Annotated in this window: 25 protein-coding genes and 1 tRNA gene; 15 read left to right on the top strand and 11 right to left on the bottom strand. The window is 71.8% G+C overall.

Annotation, left to right across the window (positions count from 1 at the left end; all coding sequences use genetic code 11):
* Positions 1-3: 3 nt before the first annotated feature.
* From ACIQVZ_RS06610 to ACIQVZ_RS06595, 4 genes are all read right to left on the bottom strand, one after another.
* A complete protein-coding gene (locus ACIQVZ_RS06610; RefSeq protein ID WP_402447666.1) occupies positions 4-2619 on the bottom strand; it encodes a tetratricopeptide repeat protein in 2616 nt (871 codons plus the stop codon).
* Between the two features lie 5 nt (positions 2620-2624).
* Positions 2625-3980, bottom strand: a complete 1356-nt coding sequence (locus tag ACIQVZ_RS06605; protein ID WP_350885472.1) for a hypothetical protein — start codon at positions 3978-3980, stop codon at positions 2625-2627.
* A gap of 192 nt (positions 3981-4172) precedes the next feature.
* Complete coding sequence (locus ACIQVZ_RS06600) at positions 4173-5141, bottom strand: transporter substrate-binding domain-containing protein (protein ID WP_402447664.1); 969 nt, start codon at positions 5139-5141, stop codon at positions 4173-4175.
* A gap of 14 nt (positions 5142-5155) precedes the next feature.
* Positions 5156-6640, bottom strand: a complete 1485-nt coding sequence (locus tag ACIQVZ_RS06595; protein ID WP_402447662.1) for a hypothetical protein — start codon at positions 6638-6640, stop codon at positions 5156-5158.
* A gap of 372 nt (positions 6641-7012) precedes the next feature.
* On the opposite strand from ACIQVZ_RS06595, the gene ACIQVZ_RS06590 reads away from it, so the two are divergent.
* Positions 7013-7588 (top strand): nucleosidase, encoded by a 576-nt coding sequence (locus ACIQVZ_RS06590; RefSeq protein ID WP_350885479.1) that lies wholly within the window; start codon positions 7013-7015, stop codon positions 7586-7588.
* Between the two features lie 125 nt (positions 7589-7713).
* Here the strand turns inward: ACIQVZ_RS06590 and ACIQVZ_RS06585 are convergent, their stop codons facing one another.
* Complete coding sequence (locus ACIQVZ_RS06585; RefSeq protein WP_402447661.1) at positions 7714-8634, bottom strand: sigma-70 family RNA polymerase sigma factor; 921 nt, start codon at positions 8632-8634, stop codon at positions 7714-7716.
* A 170-nt stretch (positions 8635-8804) separates the two neighbouring features.
* Between ACIQVZ_RS06585 and ACIQVZ_RS06580 the strand changes: the two genes are divergently transcribed.
* From ACIQVZ_RS06580 to ACIQVZ_RS06570, 3 genes are all read left to right on the top strand, one after another.
* Positions 8805-9335 (top strand): hypothetical protein, encoded by a 531-nt coding sequence (locus tag ACIQVZ_RS06580; protein ID WP_402447659.1) that lies wholly within the window; start codon positions 8805-8807, stop codon positions 9333-9335.
* Between the two features lie 147 nt (positions 9336-9482).
* A complete protein-coding gene (locus ACIQVZ_RS06575) occupies positions 9483-10280 on the top strand; it encodes an SDR family NAD(P)-dependent oxidoreductase (protein WP_402447657.1) in 798 nt (265 codons plus the stop codon).
* A gap of 536 nt (positions 10281-10816) precedes the next feature.
* Entirely contained in the window at positions 10817-11278 is a 462-nt protein-coding gene (locus ACIQVZ_RS06570; protein WP_402447655.1) for a nuclear transport factor 2 family protein, read from the top strand.
* Between the two features lie 151 nt (positions 11279-11429).
* Here ACIQVZ_RS06570 and ACIQVZ_RS06565 read toward each other — a convergent pair whose 3' ends face one another.
* On the bottom strand, positions 11430-12002 hold the full coding sequence (locus ACIQVZ_RS06565) for a hypothetical protein (protein ID WP_402447653.1): 573 nt from the start codon (positions 12000-12002) through the stop codon (positions 11430-11432).
* Positions 12003-12015: 13 nt separating this feature from the next.
* Positions 12016-12468: an ATP-binding protein gene (locus ACIQVZ_RS06560; RefSeq protein WP_402447652.1), complete on the bottom strand. Its 453-nt coding sequence runs from the start codon at positions 12466-12468 to the stop codon at positions 12016-12018.
* A 162-nt stretch (positions 12469-12630) separates the two neighbouring features.
* Here ACIQVZ_RS06560 and ACIQVZ_RS06555 point away from each other — a divergent pair, with 162 nt between their 5' ends.
* The 7 genes from ACIQVZ_RS06555 (at position 12631) to ACIQVZ_RS06525 (ending at position 16340) form a co-directional block, all read left to right on the top strand.
* A complete protein-coding gene (locus ACIQVZ_RS06555; protein WP_402447650.1) occupies positions 12631-13578 on the top strand; it encodes a helix-turn-helix domain-containing protein in 948 nt (315 codons plus the stop codon).
* The gene (locus tag ACIQVZ_RS06550; RefSeq protein WP_402447648.1) at positions 13541-13672 is read left to right on the top strand and encodes a DUF397 domain-containing protein; all 132 of its coding nucleotides are present in this window, start codon (positions 13541-13543) and stop codon (positions 13670-13672) included. Before ACIQVZ_RS06555 ends, ACIQVZ_RS06550 begins: the two co-directional genes overlap by 38 nt.
* A gap of 12 nt (positions 13673-13684) precedes the next feature.
* The gene (locus tag ACIQVZ_RS06545) at positions 13685-13948 is read left to right on the top strand and encodes a DUF397 domain-containing protein (RefSeq protein ID WP_402447646.1); all 264 of its coding nucleotides are present in this window, start codon (positions 13685-13687) and stop codon (positions 13946-13948) included.
* Positions 13949-14043: 95 nt separating this feature from the next.
* The gene (locus ACIQVZ_RS06540; protein ID WP_387816175.1) at positions 14044-14241 is read left to right on the top strand and encodes a hypothetical protein; all 198 of its coding nucleotides are present in this window, start codon (positions 14044-14046) and stop codon (positions 14239-14241) included.
* A gap of 6 nt (positions 14242-14247) precedes the next feature.
* Positions 14248-14655, top strand: coding sequence for a type II toxin-antitoxin system VapC family toxin (locus tag ACIQVZ_RS06535; protein ID WP_402447644.1), 408 nt, complete (start codon positions 14248-14250; stop codon positions 14653-14655).
* 201 nt (positions 14656-14856) lie between these two features.
* A complete protein-coding gene (locus ACIQVZ_RS06530) occupies positions 14857-16185 on the top strand; it encodes a hypothetical protein (RefSeq protein ID WP_402447642.1) in 1329 nt (442 codons plus the stop codon).
* A 71-nt stretch (positions 16186-16256) separates the two neighbouring features.
* Positions 16257-16340, top strand: a tRNA-Leu gene (locus tag ACIQVZ_RS06525).
* A gap of 430 nt (positions 16341-16770) precedes the next feature.
* Here the strand turns inward: ACIQVZ_RS06525 and ACIQVZ_RS06520 are convergent.
* Complete coding sequence (locus ACIQVZ_RS06520) at positions 16771-17052, bottom strand: hypothetical protein (protein ID WP_402447640.1); 282 nt, start codon at positions 17050-17052, stop codon at positions 16771-16773.
* A 369-nt stretch (positions 17053-17421) separates the two neighbouring features.
* On the opposite strand from ACIQVZ_RS06520, the gene ACIQVZ_RS06515 reads away from it, so the two are divergent.
* Together ACIQVZ_RS06515 and ACIQVZ_RS06510 are read left to right on the top strand one after the other, a co-directional pair.
* On the top strand, positions 17422-18249 hold the full coding sequence (locus ACIQVZ_RS06515; protein WP_402447638.1) for a glycosyl hydrolase family 18 protein: 828 nt from the start codon (positions 17422-17424) through the stop codon (positions 18247-18249).
* Positions 18250-18762: 513 nt separating this feature from the next.
* Positions 18763-19836, top strand: coding sequence for a hypothetical protein (locus ACIQVZ_RS06510; protein ID WP_402447636.1), 1074 nt, complete (start codon positions 18763-18765; stop codon positions 19834-19836).
* 234 nt (positions 19837-20070) lie between these two features.
* On the opposite strand, the gene ACIQVZ_RS06505 is transcribed toward ACIQVZ_RS06510, so the two are convergent.
* Both ACIQVZ_RS06505 and ACIQVZ_RS06500 read right to left on the bottom strand, forming a co-directional pair.
* Positions 20071-21132, bottom strand: coding sequence for a CU044_5270 family protein (locus tag ACIQVZ_RS06505; RefSeq protein WP_402447634.1), 1062 nt, complete (start codon positions 21130-21132; stop codon positions 20071-20073).
* 5 nt (positions 21133-21137) lie between these two features.
* Positions 21138-21770: an RNA polymerase sigma factor gene (locus tag ACIQVZ_RS06500; protein WP_402447632.1), complete on the bottom strand. Its 633-nt coding sequence runs from the start codon at positions 21768-21770 to the stop codon at positions 21138-21140.
* A 393-nt stretch (positions 21771-22163) separates the two neighbouring features.
* On the opposite strand from ACIQVZ_RS06500, the gene ACIQVZ_RS06495 reads away from it, so the two are divergent.
* A complete protein-coding gene (locus tag ACIQVZ_RS06495) occupies positions 22164-22511 on the top strand; it encodes a hypothetical protein (protein ID WP_402447631.1) in 348 nt (115 codons plus the stop codon).
* A gap of 244 nt (positions 22512-22755) precedes the next feature.
* Here the strand turns inward: ACIQVZ_RS06495 and ACIQVZ_RS06490 are convergent, their stop codons facing one another.
* Positions 22756-23355 (bottom strand): TetR/AcrR family transcriptional regulator, encoded by a 600-nt coding sequence (locus ACIQVZ_RS06490; RefSeq protein WP_402447629.1) that lies wholly within the window; start codon positions 23353-23355, stop codon positions 22756-22758.
* A 114-nt stretch (positions 23356-23469) separates the two neighbouring features.
* Here ACIQVZ_RS06490 and ACIQVZ_RS06485 point away from each other — a divergent pair, with 114 nt between their 5' ends.
* Positions 23470-24522 (top strand): alpha/beta hydrolase, encoded by a 1053-nt coding sequence (locus ACIQVZ_RS06485; RefSeq protein WP_402447628.1) that lies wholly within the window; start codon positions 23470-23472, stop codon positions 24520-24522.
* Positions 24523-24646: the final 124 nt, after the last annotated feature.

The raw sequence follows: 24646 nt of genomic DNA, 5'->3' as shown, positions 1-24646 counted from the left end.
CGGCTACACCCACGTCCTGGGGCGGGCGCGGTTGGCCCGCTCCACCATCTCGATCCTGGTCTCGGCCCGGTCGGCCAACCGGGCGAGTACCCGGTAGGACTGTTCCAGGGCGAAGCGCAGTTCCCGCTCCACCGCAGGTCGTCCCAGCACCGTGGTGCCGCCGCCCTGCTGGGCGCCGGTCGAGCCCGCGGTGACCCAGCCGAGGGCGGCGCCGAGCAGTTCGACGGCCAGTTCCTCGCGGCGGCGGTCGTCCAGGCGCAGCGCGGTCAGCTGGTCGGAGCTGGCGCCGAGGTCGGCGGCGAGCGGGTCGGTGGCGGGCCGTTCGCGCAGCCGGGCGCGGACGGCCGCGATCCGGGCGGCGGTGTACTGGTTGGAGGTGGCCGGGACGGACTCCAGGACGCGGACGGCACCGGGCCGGTCGTCCTCGGCCAGCCGGACCCGGGCGAGCCCGAAGGCGGCACTGAGGTAGGCCGGGTCGGTGGTCCAGACCAGTCGGTAGAACTCGGCGGCGTCGCCGCCGTCGCCGAGGAGTTCGGCGCAGATGGCGAGGGCCAGCTTGGGGGCGGCCTCGCCGGGGAAGGCGTCGTAGACCGCGTCGAAGGCTTCGGCGGCGGCGCGCAGCCCGGCCTCGTCGGGTGAAGCCGGGCCGTCCGGGCCGTCCGGGCCGCCCGCGGCGCCGACCAGGGCGACCGAGCTGCCGGGGACGTCCGAGCCGTCCGGGCCGTCCGGCCCGTGTGCGGCGCCGACCAGGGCGACCAGGCCGCGGTACCAGACGACCCGCCAGTCGTCCGGGTACTCCCGCTCCAGGGCGTCGAGGGCTTCCTCGGCGGCGGCGCGGCGGCCGAGTTCGAGGTGGGCGCGCAGTTCGCGCAGCCGCCGTTCGATGGAGAGGGCGGGCGCGCCGGCCAGGGCGGCGAGCGCCTCCTCGGGGTCGGTGGCGAGCAGGGTGGCGAGGAAGCCGGCGTTGGGGTCGCCGGGGTCGACGCGCGGGACGGGCAGCGCGAGGGCGGCGGCGGCCGGGTCGAGGGCGGTCACCAGGAGCTGTCCGGGCTGCTCGGTGGGCATGACCAACTCGGTGTCCACGACGCGTAGTTCGGGGCCGAAGAGGGTGGACAGGGCGGGTCGGGCCCGGCCGTCCTGGAGGGCGAGGATCTCGCGCAGCACGCCGGTGAGCTGGTCGGCCATCTCGTCGGCGGAGGAGAACCGGCGGGCCGGGTCCGGGTCGGTGGCGCGGACCAGGAAGCGGTAGTACGACTCGTAGCGGGCGAAGACCTCGACGTCCTCGGGGCCGGGCAGGGTGTCCCGGTAGGTGGTGCTGTAGCCCTGGAAGTCGAAGGTGAGCACCGCGAGGGTGCGGGCCACGGTGTAGAGGTCGGAGGCGGGGGAGGGGCCGTGGGTGGCGATCTCCGGGGCCTGGTAGCCGACGGTGCCGTAGATCGGGCCGTCGTGGTCGAGGCGGCAGACGGCGCCCATGTCGATGATCTTGAGTGCGTCGCCGCTCTGGATCACGTTGTCGATCTTGAAGTCGCAGTAGATCAGGCCCCGGCCGTGCAGGTACCCGAGCGCGGGCAGCGCCTCCAGCGCGTACGCGATCGCCTGCTCGACGGGCAGCGGCTCGCGCCGGCCGTCCGGGGTGCGGCGGTCGTTGGCGATGTCCTTGAGCGACTTGCCGCCGACGTACTCCATCACGATGTAGCCGTCGGTGGAGCCGGAGCCGAGGTCCAGGTGCTCGGCGAAGTTGATGATCCGGACGATGTTCGGGTGGTCCACCTCGGCCAGGAAGCGGCGCTCGGCGACGGCCACGGCGAGCGCGTCCTCGTCACCGGTGTCCAGCAGGCCCTTCAGGACCACCCACTTGTCGTTGACCCGCCGGTCGATCGCCAGGTAGATCCAGCCGAGGCCGCCGTGCGCCAGGCAGCCCACCACCTCGTACTGCCCGCCGACCAGGTCGCCGCGCCGCAGCTTGGGCGTGAACGAGTACGGCGTGCCGCACTTGGTGCAGAAGCCGTCCGGGCGGCCCGGCCGGCCGTTCTTCTCCCGGCCCACCGGGGTCTCGCACTTGGAGCAGAACCGCTTGCGCTCCGGGACCTCCGGGTTCTCCAGCACCGCCAGCGACGGGTCGGCCGTCTCGACGGTCGGCACCGTCACCAGGCCGGCGCCCAGCCGGTTGCGGGTGCCCGCGCTGACGCTGCCGCGAGTGCTGCGCACCGAGACCGAGCGGCTGCTGCCGGTGCGGGTCGAGCGGTGCGAGCGGGAGCGGCCGGACATCGAGCGGGCCGAGCCGGTGCGGGTCGAGCGGATCGAGCCGCTGCGCGCCGAGTCGCTGGAGACCCGGGAGGACGGGACGTAGGGCTGGGTGACGCCGGTGTCGCCGCCGGGCGGGGTGAGGCCGCACTCGTCGCAGTAGCCGTCGGCGTCGATGGTGCCGGAGCAGTCCCTCGGGCAGGGCGCGCCGGGGCCGGCGGCCGGCGCCCCGGCGGCCCCGGAAGCCTTGGCGGACACCGCGGCCGAGGCCACGGTGCCGCCGCCCGCCGGGGCGAGCCCGCACTCGTCGCAGTAGCCGTCCGCGTCGATCCTGCCGTTGCCGGAGCACTCCGGCCGTACGCACGTCCCGCCCATCAACCTCAGCCCCCCTGGACCTGTCCGTCGACCGGCGTCTGGCCGGTCGTCTCCTGTGCGGCCTCGGCCTGGGCCGGCCGCAGCGACTGCTGGAAGCGGGCCACCGCGGCGGCCGCCGCCCGCAGGTCGCAGGGCGCGCTCCACAGCAGCCAGCGCGCCTTCTCGTACCGCTCGATCACTTCCGGGTCCTCGGAGACCCGCAGCCGGGCGGCCATCGCCTTGTACGCGTCCAGCCGGCCGCGCAGTTCGGCGCGGACGGCCAGCGGCTGGGTCACCTCGGTGAGCGACTGCCGGGCCCGGGCCAGCTCCTTGGCGGCGGCGTCCTCCAGCGTGTCCAGCAGCGGCGCCAGCCGGCCCCACTGCCCGCCCTGGCGCAACTCCAGCGCCGTCACGATCCGTTCGCGCAGCGCCGAGGCCGGACCGGGCACCGCCGGGACGTCGCTGGAGGCTATCTTCGCCAGCACCTCGCCACGTGCCCGGCGGGCCTCGGCCAGGGTGGCGTCGGCCCGCTGGAGCAGGTCGCCGACGCCCTGAAGGCGCTCCTCGGCGTCGTCGCGCAGCCGCAGCAGGTTCTCCAGTTCCACCCGGACGCCGTCCAGCGCCCGCCCGGCCCGGTCGAACCGCTCGGTGTCCACCACCCCGGCGGGGGTGGCGAAGGCGCCGCCCTCCGGCACGGTGCCGCGCTGGGCGGGCACCCGGGCCGGGCGCCACAGCGCCAGCGGGTCCTCGCGCACCTCGGCGCGCAGCCCGGTGAGGTCGGCGTCCAGCCCGGCCAGGTCGTCGGCGAGCGGGTGGCTTCCGGCCCGCACGCCGAGCGAGGCGGCGAGGTTGCCCACCCGGTGGAGTTCGGCCAGCAGCAGGTCGATCCGGGCCGGCAGCGCCGACCAGACCGCGTCGGCGGCGCTGACCACCTCCAGCACGGTGGCGTACCAGGAGTTCATCCGGGTCATCAGCGCGTCCAGGCTGACCCGCTCGACCAGCCGGGCGGGCGCGCCGAGCAGCTGCGGGCCGTCCGGCAGCGCGCCGCCGGGGACGGTCACCGCGTCGCCGGTGAGCAGTTCGCTCAGCTCGGCGAGTTCGGGCGCGCCGGGCTTGGCCTTGCGGGCCCGTACCGCGCGCGCCGAGGCCAGTGCCTCCGCGTAGCGGTCGAACAGAGCCCAGAGCAGCGGCAGGCCCTTCCCGGCGACGGACCAGCGCTCCAGCGTGCGCCCGGCCAGTTCGGCGCCGTCGAGCAGCCGCAGGCCCGGATGGTCCTGGAGGGCGAGCAGCGCCGACTCGACCGCGTCCCGCTCCGCGCCGAGGCGCGCCAGCGCGCGGTCCACCTCCTCCCGGCTCAGTACCGGGCCAGCCGAAGCCGCCAACGCCGTGTCCTTCCTTCCTCGCGTGCGATCCCGACGTACCTGACGTGCGATCCCACGACATCCCCCGTGCCCACCACCGGTCTCCCCGTGGTGATCGTCCCGAACCCTAGCCGGTGGCCGTTCGGGCGGAGCGGGCGGTGGGCGTCAAGACCGCGTCAGCGGCCCGCCGGCGCCCGTGCGCCGCCCGGTGCGTCAGCGGGCCGGCCAGTACAGGCCGGGGTCCTTGGAGTTCTCGGGCAGGTAGGGCTGGACCCACTGCTCGAACGACTTCTGCCAGCGCTTGTCCGCGTAGTAGTCGGAGATCACCTGGTTGACCCGGGCGGTGAGGTCGGTGCTGTTCTGGCGCATCGCGACACCGATCGTCTCCGGCTGTTCGAAGCCGTCCACCACCTTCACCGTCTGGTCCTGCGCGGCCTGGCCGACCGCCAGTTCGTCGTCGGTCATGGTGGCGTCGACCTTGCCGAGCTGCATGCGGACCAGGCAGTCGAGCTGGTTGGTCACCAGGACGAGCTGCTTGGCGGTCTTCTTCGCGTTCAGCACGTCCTTGGCCACCGAGCCGTCCGCGGCGCAGACCGTCTTGCCGCTGATCGCCTCGTCGAGGTTCTTGGCGGTGGACGACCGGGGCACCAGGACCCGCTGCTTGATGTTGAAGTACGACCGGGAGAAGGCGACCTTCTTCAGGTTGGCGCAGCTGACCGTCATGGTGCGCACGATCAGGTCGACCTGGTTGCCCGTGAGGGCGTCGATCCGGCCGGCGGTCGACACCGGCTTGAGCACCACCTTGGCCGGGTTGTCCATGATGGCCGCGCCGATCGCCCTCGCGAGGTCGATGTCGAAGCCTTCGAGCTCACCGGTGTTCGGGTTGCGGGCGCCCCAGCGGTAGCTGTTCTGGTCCACGCCGATGATCAGGGTGCCCTTGGCCTTGATGGCCTTCACCGCCGTGCCGTCCACGGTGCTCGGCGGCACGGTACTGGTCAGGTCGCAGGACTCGGCCTGTTCCCGCCCGGCCTGTTCCTGCCCGGTCGACCGGACGGCCTGCGGTGCGCCCGTGGCGGCCGCGGGCACGGCGCCGGACGGCCCGCCCCCGCCGAGCACGGCCGCGCCGGCGGCCAGCAGCGCCAGCGCGGCGGCCGGCCTGGTGCGTACGGATCTCCTGCGCATGTGTCCGTTCCCCTCTACCGGTACTCGGCCAGTCGCCGGCCCAGGCCGCGCAGTGCGGCGGCCGCGGCCGCCACGCCGAGCAGCGCGGCCGCGAGGGCGGCGAGCCGGAGGTCGCCCTCGGCGCCCTTGGCGGAGCGCTCGAAGTGCTCCTGTTCGGTGGTGGCGGCCAGGTCGAGCGCCCCGTCGGTGGCCTTGAAGGCGCCGTCCGCGGTGTTCGCCTCGGCGGCCGGGTCCGCCGTCACGGTCGCCTGCAGCGCGCCCTGGTAGTCGGCCTGCTGGGTCTCCAGGGTGTGGGCCGCGTCGTGCCGGGCGCGCCACGTCTCGTACTGCCGGTCGGCGTCGCCGATCTGCTTCCGGGCGTCCGCGGGGGCCAGGTCGAGGGCCTGGCGCAGCGAGCCGGAGTGCTGCTCCATCGGGACGTTCGCGGGCTCGCTCCCGGCGAGCTGCTGGGTGATCGTCGTCCACTGGTCCGCGTACGCGGTGGTGGAGCCGCGGGCGACGAGGTTCAGGTTCTCCGCCAGTCGGGCGGAAAGCACCTGCACCCGGGCGGTGTTGAGCGCCCGCAGCGGCTGCGCGCCCTGCTTCCAGCTCTGCTGGAGCGCGGCGTTGGTGGTCAGGCCGGTGACGGCCAGCCAGAGCGCCCCGGCCAGGACGGCTGCGGTGGCCCCGAGCAGGCCGGGGTTGAACACCCGGTTGGTGCGGCGGAACAGCGTCACCTGCACCCAGACCAGAGCGCCGAGGGTGAGCACCCCCAGGCCGTACGCGGCCCACGGGCTGGACTTCGCCTCGGCGTAGTCCTTGTCCAGCTCGTCGTTCTCGATGGCGGTCAGCTCGGCGGCGCGCTGCAGCAGGGTGCCCTGCATCTGCTCGGAGGCGTACCGCAGGTAAGCGCCGCCGAGCGGCAGGCCCAGCCGGTTGTTCGCCCGAGCGGTCTCCACCAGGCCGGCGTAGACGGGGAGTTGCTTGTTCAGCTCGGTGAGCTTCTGGTACGCGGGGGAGTCGATGGTGGTCTGCGCGGCGGCCTTGGCGATCAGGCCGGTGGCCGAGGCCAGATCGTTCTCGTAGTCGCCGCGCACGGTCTTCGTCTCCTCCCCGGCGAGCAGGAAGCCGGTGGCCGCGGTGGTGTCGGCGTGGGCCAGCAGGCGGTGGATGTCGGCCGCGTCCTTGCTCAGCGGCTGGCTGTGCCGGACCACCCGGTTGGCGGCCTCCGCCTTGGTCTCCAACTGCCAGGCGGTCAGCGCGCCGAAGGCCACGGTCAGCACGGCGAGCACCGCCCCGGCCAGCTGCAGCCGGCCCGGCGCCGTCCGGGTGGCGTCCGTCAGCCGGGCCCGCAGGCGGGACAGGCCGCGCGGCGCGGGCCCGGCAGGCGGCCGCCGGGCCGGCGTGGCGCCGGGTCCGGACACCGGGACGCCCGGCACGGCCGGTGCCGTGCCCGGCGGGCCGCTCGGCCGTGCCGGGACCACGGCGCCCGGTGCGCCGTTACCTACTGGTGTTGCCACCCGCCTCATCCTCCCCAGGGGTCGGGCCCGCTGTCCGGGGCCCGGCCGATGCCAGCAGTATGGCCGTGACTCCCCGTGGCCACACCCGAATTGCGCCGATCTTGAGCTTGCCCCGCACGCGCCGCGCACGGTTCCGGCACGCCTCCGGGGCCCCGCCTCCCGGCGGCCGGCGGTGAACCGTCCGACGCGGGATGCACCCTATGCGGTTCCTCGGACAGGCCGGAGGGGTGAGGTCCGGTTGCCGCGTCGGCACGCGGGGAGCCGAGGACGGACCCCCGGTCCGGCGGCGGGGGCGATCCCGCCGTGACGCCACCGGCCCCGGCGCGGTCGGTGCACCCGGTTTCGGCGGACACCCTCCGTACGATGGGAAGCATGCGCCTGCTTGGAACGATCACACCCGACCGCCCGCTGCTCGTCGTCGCCGTGCGCGAGGAAGCCGCCCACCTCGACGACCGGCTGCCCGTCCTGCTCACCGGAATAGGGAAGATCAACGCCACCGCCGCGCTGGCCACCGTCCTCGCCCAGGGCGAGAAGCCGTCCGAGGTGATCAACCTCGGCACGGCCGGCGCGCTGCGCCCCGGCTGGGAGGGCACCCACCACGTCGTCCAGGTCATCCAGCACGACCTCGACACCCCGGCCCTGCTGGCGCTCACCGGCCGCAGCTACGGAGCCCCGCTGGTGGTCGGCAAGGGCGACGGGCCGGTGCTGGCCACCGGCGACCTCTTCGTCTCCGACCCGGCGGCCCGCGACCGGCTCGCCGAGCACGCCGACCTGGTCGACATGGAGGGCTACGCCGTCGCCGCCGTCGCGCACCGCTTCGGGGTGCCGGTGCGCCTGGTCAAGCACGTCAGCGACGAGGCCGGCGAGGGCGCGAGCCACACCTGGCGCGAGTCGGTCGACGGGTGCGCCCGCCACCTCGCCGACTGGGTCGCCGCGCAGGGCTGGTGACGGCGCGTCCCGAGGACGCGCGGCGTCGACCGGCGTCGACCGGCGCGGGCGGCGCGGGCGGGTGAGAGGGCGGTCGGCCTCCCTCTCGCCCGCCAGGTTCAGCAGCGGAACCTCGCCCGCTACGTTCAGTCGCGGAACGCCGAGAGGTCCAGCGCCGCAAGCCGCTCCGGATCGGTGAGCACCTCGATCGCCGCGATCGCGCCGTCCACCACGGTGAACGCCATGACCGACAGCGGCCGTCCGCCCTCGCCGATCGCCACCGCGCCCGCGGCGCCGTTGACCAGCGCCGGGCGGGCGAACGGCGACAGCCCACCCCACAGCACCGGCTGGTCGGCCACCGCGGCCGCGCCCGCCAGCACCACCGGGTGCCCGGCCCGCACCTCGCCGCCGTCCGAGCGCAGCACCACGCCCGGGGCGAGCGCGGCCACCAGAGCGCCCAGGTCGCCGGCGCGGGCGGCCGCGAAGAAACCGTCCACGGCGGCCCGCTGGCGGCCCGGGTCCGGGTCGGGCGCCGGCGCCTGGTCCTGAACCCGGCGGCGGGCCCGGTCGGCCAGTTGGCGGGTCCCGGCCGCCGTCCGCTCGATCAGCGGGGCGATCTCGGCGAACGGCACCGTGAACAGGTCGTGCAGCACGAAGGCGATCCGTTCGGCCGGGGCCAGTGACTCCAGCACCACCATCAGCGCCAGGCCCACCGAGTCCCCGAGCAGTACCTCCTGCCCGGGATCGGCCGCCCCCTCGCGCCGCAGCAGCGGGTCCGGGATGCGCGCCGGGCCCGGCGCACCCGCCTCGGCCTCCGGCGGTTCCTCGCGGCGCAGTTCCCGGCCGCGCAGCAGGTTGAGGCAGACCCGCGAGACGACCGTGGTCAGCCAGCCGGGGAGGTTCTGCACGTCGGAGGCGTCGGTGCGGTCGTAGCGCAGCCAGGCCTCGTGGACGGCGTCCTCGGCCTCGCTCACCGAGCCGAGCATCCGGTACGCCACGGCCCGCAGCCGGGGCTGCTGCGCCTCGAACAGTGCGGCCCGCTCGTCCGGAGGTAATTTCTCGTCCACCGTGTCACATTCCTTCGCCGCTGGGGGTCAGAGCAACAGGAGCCACCCAACAACGGCTGCGCGGTAGAGATCAACTCCCCACCCGGGGCGAGTCGGAGGCGAGCGGCGGCGAACACCCCCGAGAGCGCCCGGCGGGGTGAGTGTCACCGGGGCGACCTAGGGTGGCGGCCATGCCGACGACCCCGCTGCTCGACGCGATCCGCGCCAACCCCGCCGCCCTCGACTACCTGGCCTGGCCGGGCGATCTGAGCCTCGACCACTACCCGCACGCCGAGGAGGTGGTGCTCGCCTCCGGGGAAGCACTGGAGCCGGTGGCCAAGGACGGCGCGGGCGGCACCTTCTTCCTGTGCGGGGAGGGCGGCGAGGAGCGTCCCGTCCTGTACGCCGACTCGGAGGGCGGCGCGGCGGTGCTGGCCGTCGGGCTGCCGGAGCTGGTCCGGCTGCTGCTGGCCGTGCCGTGGTGGCGGGACTGCCCGGGGCTGACGGTGGAGGAGAGCGCGCAGGCCGCCGAGGAGTACCTGGAGGACGAGCCCGGCCTGTACGCGGAGCGGGACGCGGCCGCCGCCGCGCTCGGCCTCGAAGTGCCCGGCGTGGCGGTGGCGTTGGCCCGGCTGCGGGAGGTCGCGGTCGGGCTCGGGCCTGCGTACGTGCTGCTCAACGTCGAGGAGGGCGGCGCCTACGAGCCGCTGTTCCAGGCCTGAGCGGGTGGTCGAGGGGGGTGGTCGTGCGGGCGGGCGGCATCAGCTCTCCGGCGTCGGGCATACATGAAGGGTTGTCCGGCATCGGGTCGTGACGGCGGGAGACCGGCCCCGGATCCGACCGGGGGCGGCACGAGGAAAGAGGCGATCGTGGGCGAACTGGACGGCAGGACCGCACTGGTGACGGGCGGATCGCGCGGCATCGGCCGGGCGGTGGCGCAGCGGCTCGCCGCCGACGGGGCGCTGGTCGCGGTCCACTACGGAGGCAACGAGGCGGCCGCCGCGGAGACCGTGGAGCTGATCGCCAAGGCCGGCGGTCGGGCGTTCGCGGTGCGGGCCCGGTTCGGCGAGAGCGGTGCGCTGGACCAGCTGTTCGAGGGCCTCGCCGCCGGGCTGGCGGAGCACGGCGAGCCCGGTGAGGACGGCGGGGCCGGCCTGGACATCCTGGTCAACAACGCGGGCATCCACCTGGCCGGGTCGATCGGGCAGCTCACGGAGGAGGAGTTCGACCGGTTGATGGCGATCAACGTCCGCACACCGGTCTTCGTGATCCAGCGGGCGATTCCGCTGCTGCGGGACGGCGGGCGGATCGTCAACATGGCCTCGGCGGCCGCCCGGATCGGCTCCCCGGTGCAGATCGGCTACACCGTCAGCAAGGCGGCGCTGGTGGCCCTCGCCGCACCGCTCGCCAACGAGCTCGGCCGGCGCGGGATCACCGTGAACACCGTCAACCCCGGTGTGATCCTCACCGACATGACGTCCCCGTGGACGGGCGTCCCCGAAGCGATGGCCGGGCTCGAAGCGATCACCGCGCTCGGCCGGATCGGCCAGCCGGAGGACGTCGCCGACGTGGTGGGCTTCCTGGCGGGCCCGCAGGGCCGCTGGGTGACCGGCCAGACCATCGACGCCTCCGGCGGCACCTACCTCGGCCCGATCCCGCCCGCGTGATCCCCGCCTGATCCCCGCGTGATCCCCACGTGATCCCTTGGGCGCCGAGAGATCGGCGGGGTGGCAGCCCTCAGCGCCGCCACCCCGTTCGCTTCTCGGCACGGAAGGTGGGGTTCATTGAGCCAAACCCCACCTTGGGGTGATGTGTTGACGTGGCATCAGAACGCCGGTGAGGGCTGAAGGGCCGGATCGAGGACGGGCGCCCGGTGCTCGTCGGGTGCGGTGACGATCACGTAGCCCTCCTGACCGGGGACTCGGGGGATCAGGGCGCTGCGGCAGCCGAGGCTGTGGTGGATCTAGACGGGGAAGGGCTCGCCGTCGAGGTGGATCTCGCCGACGCTGATGGATTCGGGGTCCCATCCATCGCGTTCCTCCGATCCCGCCGTCGACCTTCACGTAAGGTGCGATCAAGCTGGCCTCCAAGTCGGCTGTCACAAGCGGATCTTGGAGGCCGTGGCCACATCCGCACGCCCGAAGTCCCGGCCCATCGCTCGACAGAGCTCGGCCGCGTGGTGACCGAACGGAGCCCAAGCGCCATGCCGGATACCACCCCCGCCAGCCCCGGCCCTCGTGAGGTCCTGGCCCGCTACCAGCGGGCGATGCTCGACAAGTCAGCGGACGACCTGGCCGATCTCTACACCGTCGACGCCGTCCACGAGTTCCCGTTCCTCTCCCCCGGTATGCCGGCGCGCTACCAGGGACGCGAAGAGGTCCGCGCGGGCTACCGGGCGGCCTGGGGCGCCAGCCCGGCGCAACCGCAGGAGATCCGCGAAGTCGCCGTACACGAGAGCACCGACCCCGAGGTGATCACCGTCGAGCAGGTCGTCACCGGGACCGTGACCACGACCGGCCGGACCTTCAGCATTCCCGGCCTCCTGGTGATCCGGGTCCGCAACGGCCGGATCGTGCACGCCCGCGACTACATGGACGGGCTCGGTGTGGCGCACGCCATGGGTCGACTGGCCGCCGTGGTCGCGAGCCTCGGCGATCGCCACTGAAACCCTGAGTGCGGACTTGATCGCCTGGGGTTCGCCGGTGATCGCCTTGAGGACGAGGTGCCGCAGCGGAGCCAGGGCGACGACGCCGGAGGCCAGGTAGCCGGGCGCGGTGTCGGGGGTGCCGTCAGTCGGGTGGGCCGACTTCCTGCGCCTACGGGTGGGTTTCGCGGGCGGCCTGGGCTTGGGCTTGGGTACGGCAGTGGGTGAGGGCGGGTTTGAGGCGGGGGTCGGGAGTGGGGCGGGCTGTGAGGAGTTCGCCGGCGGTGACGAGGCTGGTCCAGTAGTGGGCGGGGTCGCCGGTGGTGGGGCGGGGGTGGGTGGCGGCGAGGGAGAGGTAGGCGGCGGTGAGGTTCCCGGTGGTGAACCAGCGGGTGAGGCCGTGTTGGTGGCCGGCGCGGATGCCGCCGAGGGCGTCGATGGCGGCCAGGAAGAGGTCGATGACGGCGAGGTCGCGGTCGTCGGGGGTCTTGGGGACGTCGAAGACGCCGAGGGCTTCGAGGAGTTCGCCGGTGTCGGCCTCGGAGCCGGGGCGGGGGCTGGCGAGGAGGGCGTCGAAGCAGTCGTCGAGGCGGCGCTGGGTGTCGGCGGCGGGGATGCCGAGGGCGATGCAGACGGCGCGGGCGGAGCGCAGCGGTTGGCCGGTGCGGCGGGCGAGGGTGGCGTAGGCGTCGGCGGGGGTGGATCCCGTGTCGAAGAGGTGCCGGGCGGTGAGGGGGAGTCGCATGGTGGGTGCCTGTTCAGACGGTGAGGAGGGTGGAGGAGGGCGCGGGGGCGGGGGCGATCAGGGCCCAGACGAATTTGCCGATGCCGCCGGCGCGGGGGCAGCAGCCCCACTTCTCGGCGAGTTCGTTGACGAGCAGGACGCCGCGTCCGTGTTCGTCGTCGGGGGTGGGGGTGTGGAGGGAGGGGCGGCCGGTGCCGGCGTCGTGGACTTTGAGTCGGAGGCGGTGGTCGGGGGTGAGGGAGAAGCGGATTTCGATGAGGCGGTCGGCGGGGGCGTCGGTGTGCTGGACGGCGTTGGCGAAGAGTTCGCCGAGGAGGAGTTCGGCGGTGTCGGAGTAGCGGTCGCCGCTGGGGAGCGCAGCGAGGTAGGCGCGGAGCAACTGCCGTGCGACGGGCGTGGATTCCGTACGGGAGTCCAGGCGGGCGGCGAACGTGCGGGGGCGGTGGGCGGCGCAGGTTTTGAGCATGGCGAGGCACCTCAAGGGGGCGGATGGGGGAGCGCGAGGGTAGTGCGCAATCACGCTGTGCATGCGAATGATTGCGTTCTGGCGCCAATCATCGAGGTTCCAGAGGTACGGTGATGGCCGAAATTGGGTGCCAGGGGCACGTGGTGCGTGAGGGGGCCGGTTGTGGCACATCGTCGGTTCAAGAGGGAGTTGACGGCCAGTTCGGCCGAGTTGTTTGGCGAGGAACTGCGGTTCTACCGTGAGCTGGCCAGCTACACCCAGGAGGAGTTGGGCAAGCTGCTGCACTGCAGCCGGACGAACATCACCCGGTACGAGACCGGTCAGCGCCGCATGCCGCCGGAACTGGTGGAGAAGGCCGATGAACTGCTCAACACGGGCGGTGCGCTGAAGCGGATCTGGGGGAGGGTGGACTGGAATGCGCAGGTCGAACATCCAGATTGGTTTCAGACCCATGTCGACATGGAGTCCGAGGCGGTGGCTGAGAGGATCTTCCAACTGGCCGTGATTCACGGATTGTTGCAGTGTCGTGCATACGCGGAGGCCGTGTTTGCCATCAGCGACGCGGCTGGACAGCCCAAGGTGATCGAGGAGCGGACGGCGGCTCGACTGGCGAGGCAGAAGCGGTTCCTGGATCCAGATGGGCCGCTTCTGCAGGTGATCCTGGATGAGAGCGCCATTCGGACAGTCTTTGGCGGACCAGGGGTTATGCGCCGTCAGATGCAACACCTGCTGACTGTTTCGCGACTTCCCAATGTGATCATTCACGTCGCGCCATTCGGGCGTCGGCAGGCCATCATCGACAAGTCCATGGTGATGTTGGAGATGCCTGACGGACGGACCTGTGTGTACTCCGAGAGTCTCGACCGCGGGCATGGCAATGATGATCCGGCGATCGTGGCGGCGCATCGGCGCAGCTATGATCTGGCTCACGGGGCGGCACTGCCAGTAGCCGACTCGCTCGTGCTGATCGCTGATGCACTGAAAGGGTTCAAGGATGACGAGGATCGAGCTCGACGCGACTGTCTGGCGCAAGAGCAGCTACAGCGGAGGCAACGGGGGCGACTGCATCGAGGTGGCCCCCGGATTCCCCGGCCTCGTCCCCGTGCGTGACTCCAAGGACCCGCAGGGCCCGGCCCTGGTTTTCCCGGCCTCCGCTTGGGAAGCCTTCGTGGCGGCCGTCCGTGAGGGCGACTTTCCGGTGTAAGCCCCCGAGGAGTTGGCTGTGTTGACCTGGCGCAAGAGCAGCTACAGCGGCCCGGACGGCGGCGACTGCATCGAGGTGGCCCTCGCTTGGCGCAAGAGCAGCTACAGCGGGGACAACGGCGGCAACTGCATCGAGGTGGCCCCCGGGTTCCTTCCCGACGCCGTCCCGGTGCGTGACTCCAAGGACCCGCACGGCCCGGTCCTCGTCTTCCCCGCCACCGCCTGGGACTCCTTCATCGCCGCCGTGCAGGCGGGCGACTTCCCCGCCGATGGCTGATTCGTTGCTATCGGTGCCGACAGCATCACCTGGTGTGATGGGGTTCTATTATGGTTCTCATCGCCCCCTAGTCGATCGCCAACGGGAGGCCACCCATGAGTGCCTCGGAAGTTGAACGTCCGATCTATCCGCCCGTGCGTCCCCGGGTCACGGTGGAGGAGCTGCTGGCTGCCAAGAACACGCAGCCGATCCGCTCCCTTGATGATCTCCAGGCCGACACCTTCGAGTCGGACGAGGAGCTTGACGAGTTTCTGGCGTTCGTCCGCGCCGAGCGCCAGCGGAACGTGGCCTGAAGGAGCATGGTGCAACCCGTCATTCTGGACACCGATGTCGCATCGCTGACCCACAAGCGCAGGCTGGCCGATCCGCTGGCGAGCCGCCTCGTGGGCCGACGCCCGGTGGTTACCTTCGTGACCTTCGGCGAGCTTGCGAAGTGGAGTGAAGTCCGCGACTGGGGCGGGAGGCGCCGCCAGGAACTCGCGGACTGGCTGTCGGGCATCCCTGTTCTCCCCGGCGACGAAGCGGTGGCGGCGACATGGGGGAGGCTGTCGGCGTCCGGCCTGAAGGCCGGATTGCCGCGTCCCGTCAATGACATGTGGATCGCGGCCTGCTGTCTCACCCACGATCTCCCGCTCGCCACGCTGAACCTGAAGGACTATGCGTACTTCAGGGAGGAACACGGTCTTCGCGTCCTCGGAGAGGAGTAGCGCCTCTCTCGTCGTGGGGTTCCTGTTGGTCCCTTCGCCGTCGTCCGGGCCGGCGAGCTCCCGTTCTAGCCGGTCATCCCCCGTCGCATCCGAACGATTCCGATCAGTTCCGGTGCGTCGGTGGTGCCTTGAGTAACCAGGCCACTACGGTCCATCACTGTGCGCACATGATCCTGCTCGCATCGACCGAGGCGGTACTCCATGGCACAGGAACCCCGTATCGACGTAGCGCTGACGGCCCTCAGTGAAGGTCAGGGGGAGCCCGGCAAGTCCGAGTTGGCGGAGATCGCCGACTCGCTCACGCCCGGCGTCTGGTTCACCAGCGCGCTGTCGGGCGAGGCCGCCGGTCGCGCCGCCGACGTGACGTGGGAGCTGACCGGCTCGCCGTACGAGGGGCAGACGGCGACCGGGCAGGCGGCGGTCTACTACGCCAACCCGAAGTTCGGCCTGCGGAAGCCCTTCATCTTCGCGGACGGCTTCAACTACGGCCCGAGCGACCTCCCCGGCCTCTTCGCCTACTTCAGCACCGCCGCCGACGGTGGGCCGGGCCTCTTCGACCAACTGCTCAGCCGGGGCTACGACATTGTCCTGGTCGGCTTCACCGAGCGCCACACCCACATCCAGGCCAACGCCGAGGTCGCGATCGCGGCCATCCTCCGGGCCGTCGCCGAACGCAAGGGCGATGAGCGGCTGACCGTCGGCGGGGTGAGCATGGGCGGCATCATCACCCGCTACGCGCTCGCCAAGCTGGAGACGGCGACCGTGGACCACGAGACGGCGACGTACCTCTCTTTCGACTCCCCGCACAACGGCGCCTGGATCCCGCTGATCCTCCAGCAGATGGCCTACTTCTTCGAGGGCTTCACCCCGGCCGGCCCGGACGGCGTCAAGCAGGCCGACCTGATCCGCAGCCCCGCTGCCCAGCAGCTGCTCTGGGCGTGGGTCGAGGACTCGAAGTACGAGGGCCCGGTGGCCACCTCCAGCCAGCTGCGCAAGGAGTTCCTCGCCGACCTCGACCGGGTCGGCAACTTCCCGCAGATCCCGCGCAAGCTCGGCGTCTCCAACGGTCGGCGCGACGGCGTCGGCCTCCCGCTGCCGGCGGGCGAGGTGGCGTTCGACTGGCAGGCCCTGTTCGCCAGCGCCACGGCCCGCTTCCAGCCGAACAAGGGCGAGAAGCAGCCGGTCGGCGGCATGCACCTCGCGCTCACCGTGCGCCGCACCACCACCACCGAGGTCCCGGCGCTGGACGCCGTCCCCGGCGGCACCCTGGACTCCTTCGGCAAGGTCGCGACTGCCCTCAAGGCGAAGATCTCCGAGGAGTACCGCAGCGGCACCTTCGTCCCGGCCGTCAGCGCGGCGGCGCTGGACTTCGACCCGGTGGCGTGGAACATCGACCCGGCCGCCGCGATCACCGAGGACCAGGTGCGGAACGGCCACCTGGACGACGTCAAGTTCGACGACGCCAACACCGAGCACAGCCACGTCTCCCGCGTCCTGGTCGACTGGATCGTCGAGCGCCTCGCCCGCTGACCCTCCCACCCCCTCCGGCCTGGTTCGGAGCACCCCCGCGGATGGGCTAAGCTATTCCACATCACCCAGATGCGCGGGTGGCGGAATAGGCAGACGCGCTGGATTCAGGTTCCAGTGCCCGAAAGGGCGTGGGGGTTCAACTCCCCCCTCGCGCACATAGGTCATCCGACCCAATGCGGCCGGTCGATCCGACAGAATGTCGGGTTGACCGGCCGTTTTGTTGTCCGGAGACGGGGATCCCCTCTCACGGGGTTCGTGACGGGTGTCCCAGGTTGTTGCAGGTCAGGTGGAGTGTGCGGGGTGGGTGTTTCCCACCATTGCCGTCCCGGGGCGTTCGGGCGGTGGTGGCGGAGGCGCTCGTCATGCGGCGCAACCGCCGGTTGGCGTGGACTGGCAGCCTGGATCACCGGCAGGCCTCGGGCGCGTCGCGCGCCGTGGAGAGGTACGTGCTGGGAACTCCCCGGCTCCACCGGACGGGAGTCGTGGGGCCGACCACGTGGGTGCGTCGGCGAGCCGCCGGCTACTTGCCCTTGCTGGAACTGCCGCTCTACGGCTTGATGGCACCAGCGTTCTGTTGCTTGGACATCACCTTGTTCCCGGGTAGCTCGTCTTGATGGCGGTGGTCACGCCGCCGGTCCGGGTCTTCCCGTACGGCGTGGTGAGGACGGCTGTGAAGTAGCCCCACTGCGCGGTGATCTCCTTCGTCGCCTCGGCGACCACCCTGTCGAGGTTCGCCGTCTTCTCCGTGAAGTCGACCTTCGACCGTTTGGCGTCCTCGATGTCCTTGGCCAGTCCTGTCCCGCTGCCGCCGTTCGTGTCGTCTCTGTGGGTGACGCGCGGCGCCGTCGGCGGCTGCGCGAGGCCCACGTTGCCGTTCGGCCTGTACCTGGGCTCGACAGCCTGACCCGCCACACCGGCCGGGCGGCCACCCGAGTGGACCGTCCGGTGGCTGCGGGGGCGGGCTCCCCCGGGTATGAATGAATGGGCAGGAACTACATGAGGCGGAGGTCCGGCCGGCTGAGTCCCGACGCCACGGCCACTTCTCGGGGCCTGCCCCGGTGCCGTGCCAGGAACAGCCGCACCCCGTCCGGTGTCAGCGCCGAATACAGCATCACCTCGGGCTCCCGCAGCCGGCGCCCGGGTCGGGAACGCTCACGGGGGCACTCCCGAACCGCGCTGCCGCCTCACATGCCCGTCCCCACCGCCCCGCACCCCAGCTCTCGCAAGGGACCAGCCATGTCGCCAGTCACCCCGGCCCGCCGCATCGTCGCCTACTACACCAGCCACTCCGACCCGCTCCCGTTGAAAGGGGTCGTCACCGATCTCGACGTGGGAACCTTCCGCATCAAGGACGGCGCCGTCATCATGAACACCACCCTGCCCTCCGATTCCGCGAACGACGAGGTGTGGAAGAACATCGCCGCTCTGCAGAAGGCCGGCATCCGCACCGAGGCGATGCTCGGCGGCTGGGGCGAGGGCACCTTCTCCGCCCTGCACAACGACTTCGACAACGTCTACCCGAAGGTGCGCGACCTGCTCAAGACCTACAAGTTCGACGGGATCGACATCGACATCGAGGAGTCGTTCCCGCTGGCCGACACCGAGCAGCTGATCAAGAAGCTCCGCGCCGACTTCGGCAGCGCCTTCCTCATCACCATGTCACCGGTCGCCTCCGACCTCGCCGGCAACACCTCCTTCTCCGGCGGCTTCAAGTATGCGGACCTGGAGAAGGAACTGGGCAGCCAGATCAGCTGGTACAACGCCCAGTTCTACTGCGGCTGGGGCACCCTGGACGACACCGGCGGCTACGACGCCATCGTGGACAACGGCTTCGATCCCTCCCGGGTCGTGGCCGGAACCATCACCAACCCCAAGAACTGCCCGGACGAGCACGGCTACGTCCAGCCCGACACCCTGCACACCACGCTCGGCAAACTGGCCGCCAAATACCCCGGATTCGCCGGAGTGGCGGGCTGGGAGTACTTCAATGCCGTCAGCGCCAACACCAACGCCGACGACCACGCCTCCTGGTACGCCGCCGCCAGGAAGGCCGTGGGCGCCTGACGCCGCGCGCCACAACCGGGACAGGCCGCCTCAGCCAGTGTCACAGCCCCGCCGTCCCACTTGATCACGGGGCCCGCTACCGCCGGACCGTGCCACCTGCGTCCGGCCCGACGGCCCTGCTCGCCAAGACGGCGCTCAGCGCGGCGACCGGGGGCAGGTAACCCGCCCTCCACCGCACCGAGCCGGCTGGTGGGAGTCGATGGTGTCGACGCCGGGCGCCGTACCGCGCGGCGCGGTCGACGAGATCGGGGCATCTGGCGGGGCCGTGCCGAGACGGCTGCGGTGAACGGCCCATGTTCGAGTCCTCGGCGGTGAAGGCATGGGCCGCACCGCTCCGCCCGACGTCACGGCCGTCGACGGCGTGGCGGAAGACCCCTCCAATGGGGCAATCAGGAAGGCTGTTCGGAGTACTCCTGGGCCATGCTGAGGCAAGGAGGCGACCGGTCACAGGTCTTGGTCGCTTTGGGTTCTCCGTTCGGCACGAACGTCCGTGCCCGTCCTCAGGGAGCAGCCATGAACGCCTCTTCCGCCCCCCGTTTCGCCATGACCCGCCCCGCACGCCACCGCCGGCCGTGGCGCACACGCACAGCTCTCGCCATCACCGCGGCACTGGCCTACATCCCGGCCGTCGCCGCCCCCGCGCACGCCTTCGGCCCTGGTACGCACACAAAGATCACCGAGGGAGCATTGCCCGACTTCCAGGCGAAGTCACTCGAAGCGATGGCCGCAGGCGACCTCGGCGTCAACAAGGAGGCGTGGGGCGCTATCCGGGGCAGCGACAGGGGCGACTACTACCCCAACCAGACCCGCTACCACTGCGATGATGCGGACTACCTCGCTGCGGGCTACCTCAAGGGGGGTCAATACCCGCGCACCAGGCAACAGGCCACCGCCGAGCTCCTCGCCTGCGTCCAGACCGCCGTCGAGGAGTTCCACGCAGCAGTGGCCGCCGCCGACAAACTTGTCGGCTCCAAGGGAAACATCAACACCAAGGAGGTCGACCTCAGCTCCTGGTGCAAGTACAACGACAAACCCGACGGCAAGGAACCCGACCGCGCCAAGTGCGAGGTCTTCGAGCACCTCGGACGCGCCTGGCACGGCATCGAAGACTTCTACTCCCACAGCAACTGGACCGACCACGCCAATCCGAACCAGCCCATCAGCGTGACGAACCCACCCGGGCTGCAGAAGACGGCGCCCGCGCCTTTCTTCACCCTGCGCGCCTACAACAACCAATCCACGGCCACGTGGGAGGCGGAAGCCACCAAGGAGATGGACAAGACCCCGGACCTGGCCACCGGCTGCGCTCACGATGAGTACGAGCACGACGACCAAAAGCACCACAACGACTGCACCGGCCGCATCAACCACTACGACGTCAACGGCAAGGGCGGCCTGAGCAAGGAAGGCTCGCGGGCCGATACCGGCGGCAACGGAAAGCACGCCGAGAGCGTGGCGACCGATGACATCAAGCGTCAGTGGAAGGACTTCCAGGACGAACTCCGCGCCAAGTACCCCCATGGGCGCGGCGAGAAGATGATCTGCGCCCTCACCCACGACGCACCCACCGACGCCACCTGTAAGTGACCCCGCCTGCCTGCAGTGCCAGTGTCCACGGCTCTGACCGACACCTTGGACAACGCCGTGACCTCCGCCCGGTTCCTGCCCTCCACCAGCGCGGACACCGCCGGCAACCGCACGGCCTCCTGCGATCGTGTCGACTCGCCACATCGCTGTGCGGAGCGTGTTCCGGCCCCCTGCGGCTCGCAGGGGGCCGGAACCGTTCGTGCCGGACGGGGCGGGTTCGGCGGGCGGGTGCGGTCAGGCCTGGGCGTTGCCCGGCTGGCGGCCGGGGGCGTCGGCGGCGGCGCGCTTGAGGACGGCGGTGTTCGCGGTGACGGTGCCGGGCTTCACTCCGGAGACCTCGGTGACCTGGACGCTGCGCTCGCCCAGGAAGGTGTAGGAGCCGCGGTCGAAGATGATCTCGTCGCGGGAGCCGGTGGCCGTGTTGGTCCGGGCGATGGCGATGCCGGTGCGCCCGGCGGCGTCCGTGGCGCTGTCGAGGAGGACGACACCGGGGATGCGGGCGGCGGCCTGGTAGAGCGCGGCGGCGAGCTTGCCGGGGACGGCCTGCTCGCGGATCAGGTCGGCGATGGTGACGAACGCCTCCTGGTCCGGCCCGCTGCCGGCTCCCTTGGTCTCGGTGTAGATCTTCTGCAGCAGTTCCTGCGGATCGGTGGGCAGGGTGCGCAGGTAGTCGTAGGAGGGCGCGTTCAGGTGGTTGCCGGTGCCCGACGAGAGTGCCGCGCCGCCTTCCGGGGACTTGCCCTCCTCGGTGAGCCAGCCGGTGCGGCCGTCGGCCGAGTGCCAGATCTGCCGCTGGTGGGGCTTCTCGACCCACACCTTCGACGTGCCGCTGGCGGCGTCGACGGTACCCGTGAGGTGGGAGACGGTGCTCTCGATGTAGACGTACTGCCCCGGGCGCAGGACGACGTCCGGCGCGGACGCGGCGGCCAGCGAGATCCGCTCCACCGCGCCGGCCAGGCCCGCGGTGTCGCCCGCCGAGACCTGGATGACGGGCGCGGCGACGCGCTCACTGCTCGCGGGGGTCGTTCCCGGGCTGCCGAGCGTGGTGGCCGCCACGGTGGCGGCGAGGGCGAGGGCCGCCACCGTGGTGGGCAGCGCGATCAGCAACCGCCGACGCCTCCTGGCCTCGGGGCGGGCCGCCACTGCGGTTTCGGGGGTACGGGTGATCTCACTCATCAGGAACTCCTCGATCTGGCGCTGCCGGCCGAGCGGGACGGCAGGTGCTCCGGCCGCCGGCAGCAGCTGCCTCAGCTCCGTGTCGTCGAGCGGCTGCCGCCGCTGCGGGATGCTGGTCATCTGCTTCACTCCTTGTTCGACCGGGCCGGAACCATCCGGCCACCCTGTACTTGTCCGACTGCCCGCAGAGGTTCCCGGCGAGTTTTCGAGGCCTGCCGCAGTTCCTTGTCGGCCAGGGCGCGCAGCCGGGTCCGGGCCCTGGAGAGCCTGGAGCGCACGGTGCCGACCGGGATGCCGAGGGCCTCGGCGGCCTCGGGGTAGCTGAGGCCCGCCCACACGCACAGCGAGAACACCTCGCGCTCCCCGCGCCGCAGTTTCTCCAACGCCGCCTTGGCGGCCAGCAGTTGATCGCGGTCGGCGAGCCGGCCGACCAACTCGTCGGCGAAGTCCGGGGCGGGTTCGGCGAGCGGCATGCGGGCGAGGGCGGCCGCGTGCCGGCGGGCGGCCCTGGCCCGGTTGCGCAGCACGTTGACGGTGATGCCCATCAACCACGGGCGAGGAGTGGCCCCCTCGTCCCGGAGCTTGCCCCGCAGTCGCCAGGCCTCCAGGAAGACCACCGCCATGACGTCCTCGGCACCGGCGCGGTCCCCGCTCACCCGGACCGCGTGTGCCAGAACCGCGTGCGAGTGCTCCTGGAACAACTGCCGGAAGGCGTCCGGGTCCCCGGCTCTGATCCGTTCGTGCAGCGAATAGTCCACACCTCTGGTTGTCCGGCCGCCGCGGGGCGGTTCCGGTGACCTGTGTCACAGGTGTGGTCCCGCTGTGCCGCGCATGAACGGCTGTGACCCCGAATGGCCGTGAGCCTGAATGGCCGTGAACCCGAATGGCCGTGAACCCGAATGGCCGTGAGCCTGAATGGCCGTGAACCCGAACGGCCGTGAACCTGAACGGCCCCGGCGACACCCGCCGCCGGACCCCGGCCCCCGCCCCGGCCCACCGGCTGCCGCGCTCCACGGCCGGCCGGTGGCGCTCCCCGTGCGGTGGCGCGCGACGAGTGCGGCGCCGATCCTGCGAACGGGATACGGGATTCCGTCGCTGTCCCGGGCGCCCTCGTCATTCCTCCCATCGACCAGCAGGCCAGGAGGCCCAGCATGTTTTCGTTCTCCGTCCACCGCCAGGCCCGGCGGGCCGTCGTCGTCACCGGGGCCGCCGTCGTGGCGGGCGCCGCGATGCTCTCCCTCGCCACCGTCCCCGCCCACGCCGCCACGCCCTCCTACACCTGCGACAACGTGACCGGCGTCGGCGCCCTGGGGACGGGGCAGCTCAACTGCGTCGCGTCCGGCGGGGCTCCCGCTTCCGGGCTCATCACCACGGCCTTCACCATCGTGCGCCGCTCCGACCAGGTCACCCTCTCCTGCGTCCCGGTCGCCGGCCTGGCGGGCGAGGCCGTCTCCAGCGACCTGATCACCGGCCTGTCCTGTACCGAGTCGCAGGGGTAGTTGCAGCTATCGTCCCCGACGGCCTTCGATCGGATCACCTGCTCGAACGACGGTCATGCGATCGGGTCGAAGGCCGTCGGGTCGAGGGCCGTCGCTTCACGCTTCTGCGACACGTTCACCGCCTCGGCGGAAGCGACCCAGCTGACGTTCTATCCGGAACCGCGAACGCGGACCCGGCCGCCACGAGATCATGGAACCCGGTCCGTGCCGCGGTGATCAAAGCCGGACAGTCGGGGGGATTCCCCTAGCGAACGCCCCTCAGGCCGTTCAGCACCATGTCCGTCAAGCGCTCCGGCAGATCCGGCTCGATCGGGCGGTGCCCGAGCAGGCGGCGGGTCTGGAGCGGGGCGCAGAGCAGTTCCAGTGCCAGGGCCGTGTCGGTGTCCGTCGGGAGTTCCCCGCGTTCGACGGCCCGGCTGACGATGACGCCGGCCTGATCGAGGCGGGACTGCCAGAAGGTCTGCCAGGCCTCGGCGAGGTCGGGGTCGTCGGAGCTGAGTGCGGCCGCCCGGGCGACGGAGCGGCCGGTCGGGGTGGCGAGGTACTCGGCCAGCGCGCGGGCGAAGGCGGCCAGGTCGGTGCGGACGGTTCCGGTGTCGGGGACGGGGATGCCTTCGTTGCTGCCGGTGAGCATGGCGTCCAGTACGAGCTTCTCCCGGCTTCCCCAACGCCGGTACACCGTCGTCTCGTTGACCCCCGCGCGGGCCGCGACCCCGGCGATGCTGAGCCGGTCGATGCCCTCTTCGGCCAGCACCTCCGTGGCGGCCGCCAGAACGGCCTGGCGGACGCGCGCGGCACGGCCGCCCGGGCGGCGGCGGATCGGATCCGGCTCTTCTTCGGTCATGTGTCGATCACCTCGGCCACCACATTAACGCAAGGGCGCTTGCATTAGGCGCCGCTCGGGCGCATAGTCGCTAATGCAAGTGTTCCGGCTTTAAGTGCAGCAGGAGGCACCACCATGTCCTTCACCTGGCCCCTGGACCCGCAGGACCTGTTCGTCGAGCGCTACCCGCAGATGACCCTCGGCCTCCCCGCCGACGAGGTGGACGCCGTCCGCGCCGCCGTCACCGAGATGTGGCCCGACCGGCCCGGCAGCTGGGTGTACGAGTGGTCCGCCCTCGCCGCCCGGCACGCAGAGGCCGGGCGCCACCGCCTGGCCGCGCAGGCCTACGGCTGGGCCAAGTTCCCCTCGCTCGCCGACGACCCGAAGCGCACCGCGCTCGCCCGCCAGGTCGGGCAGTACGTCCTCGCGGCCCCCGGCTTCCCGGTGCAGTTCGAGCGCCGCATGCTCACCGTCCCGTACCGGGGCGGCGACGACACCCTGCCGATCCACCTGATGGCCGCCCCCGGCCTGCCCGCCGACGCGCCGGTCGTGCTGGCCAGCGGCGGCGTGGACTCCTGGAAGACCGACCTGCACGGCATGTGGGAGCAGCTCGCGTTCACCCTGCCGGCGCGGCTGCTGCTGTTCGACCTCCCCGGCACCGGCGAGACCGCCCACCTGCCGATGACCCCGGACGGCGGGGCCGAGGTGATCGCCGGACTGGTCTCCTTCGCCCGCGCGGCCGGCAACGGGAAGGTCGGCCACTTCGGCATCTCGATGGGCGGCTACTACTCCGCCCGGACCGGACTGACGGGGGCGGTGGACGCCTCCGTGGTGCTTGGCGGCCCGGTGGAGCGCTCCTTCGCCCCCGGCCGCGGCTTCGCCTTCGGCATGGACGGCATCGTCGGCAACGCCCTGGGCTTCGACGCCATGCCGAGCGGGGCCGAGCTCGAAAAGGCCTTCGCGGCATTCGACCTGCGCCCGCTGCTGGACCAGGACGCCAACGGGCCGATGCTGGTGGTCAACGGCACCGAGGACGTCCACGTCCCACTGGACGACACCCTGGTGTTCCAGGGCCGCCGGGACACCCGGGTCGAACTGATCCCGGACACCGGCCACTGCGCCATCTCGCGCTTCGGCGAGGCGATGGCCGTGATCGTGCCTTGGCTGAAGGACACCCTGGCCGGTTGATCCGGCGCTCGGGCGGATCCGGTTGATCCGGCGATCGGGTGGATCGCTGCTGGTCAAAGGATTGTGCCGGTTCGCCGCACATGAACGGCCGGTCGACTCGACAGTCGACCGGCCGTTTCTGGTG

The organism is Kitasatospora sp. NPDC098663, assembly GCF_044760075.1.
GTDB lineage: Bacteria > Actinomycetota > Actinomycetes > Streptomycetales > Streptomycetaceae > Kitasatospora.
Note: the sequence above shows the minus strand (reverse complement) of the source record. Positions and strands in the feature narration are given on the sequence as shown.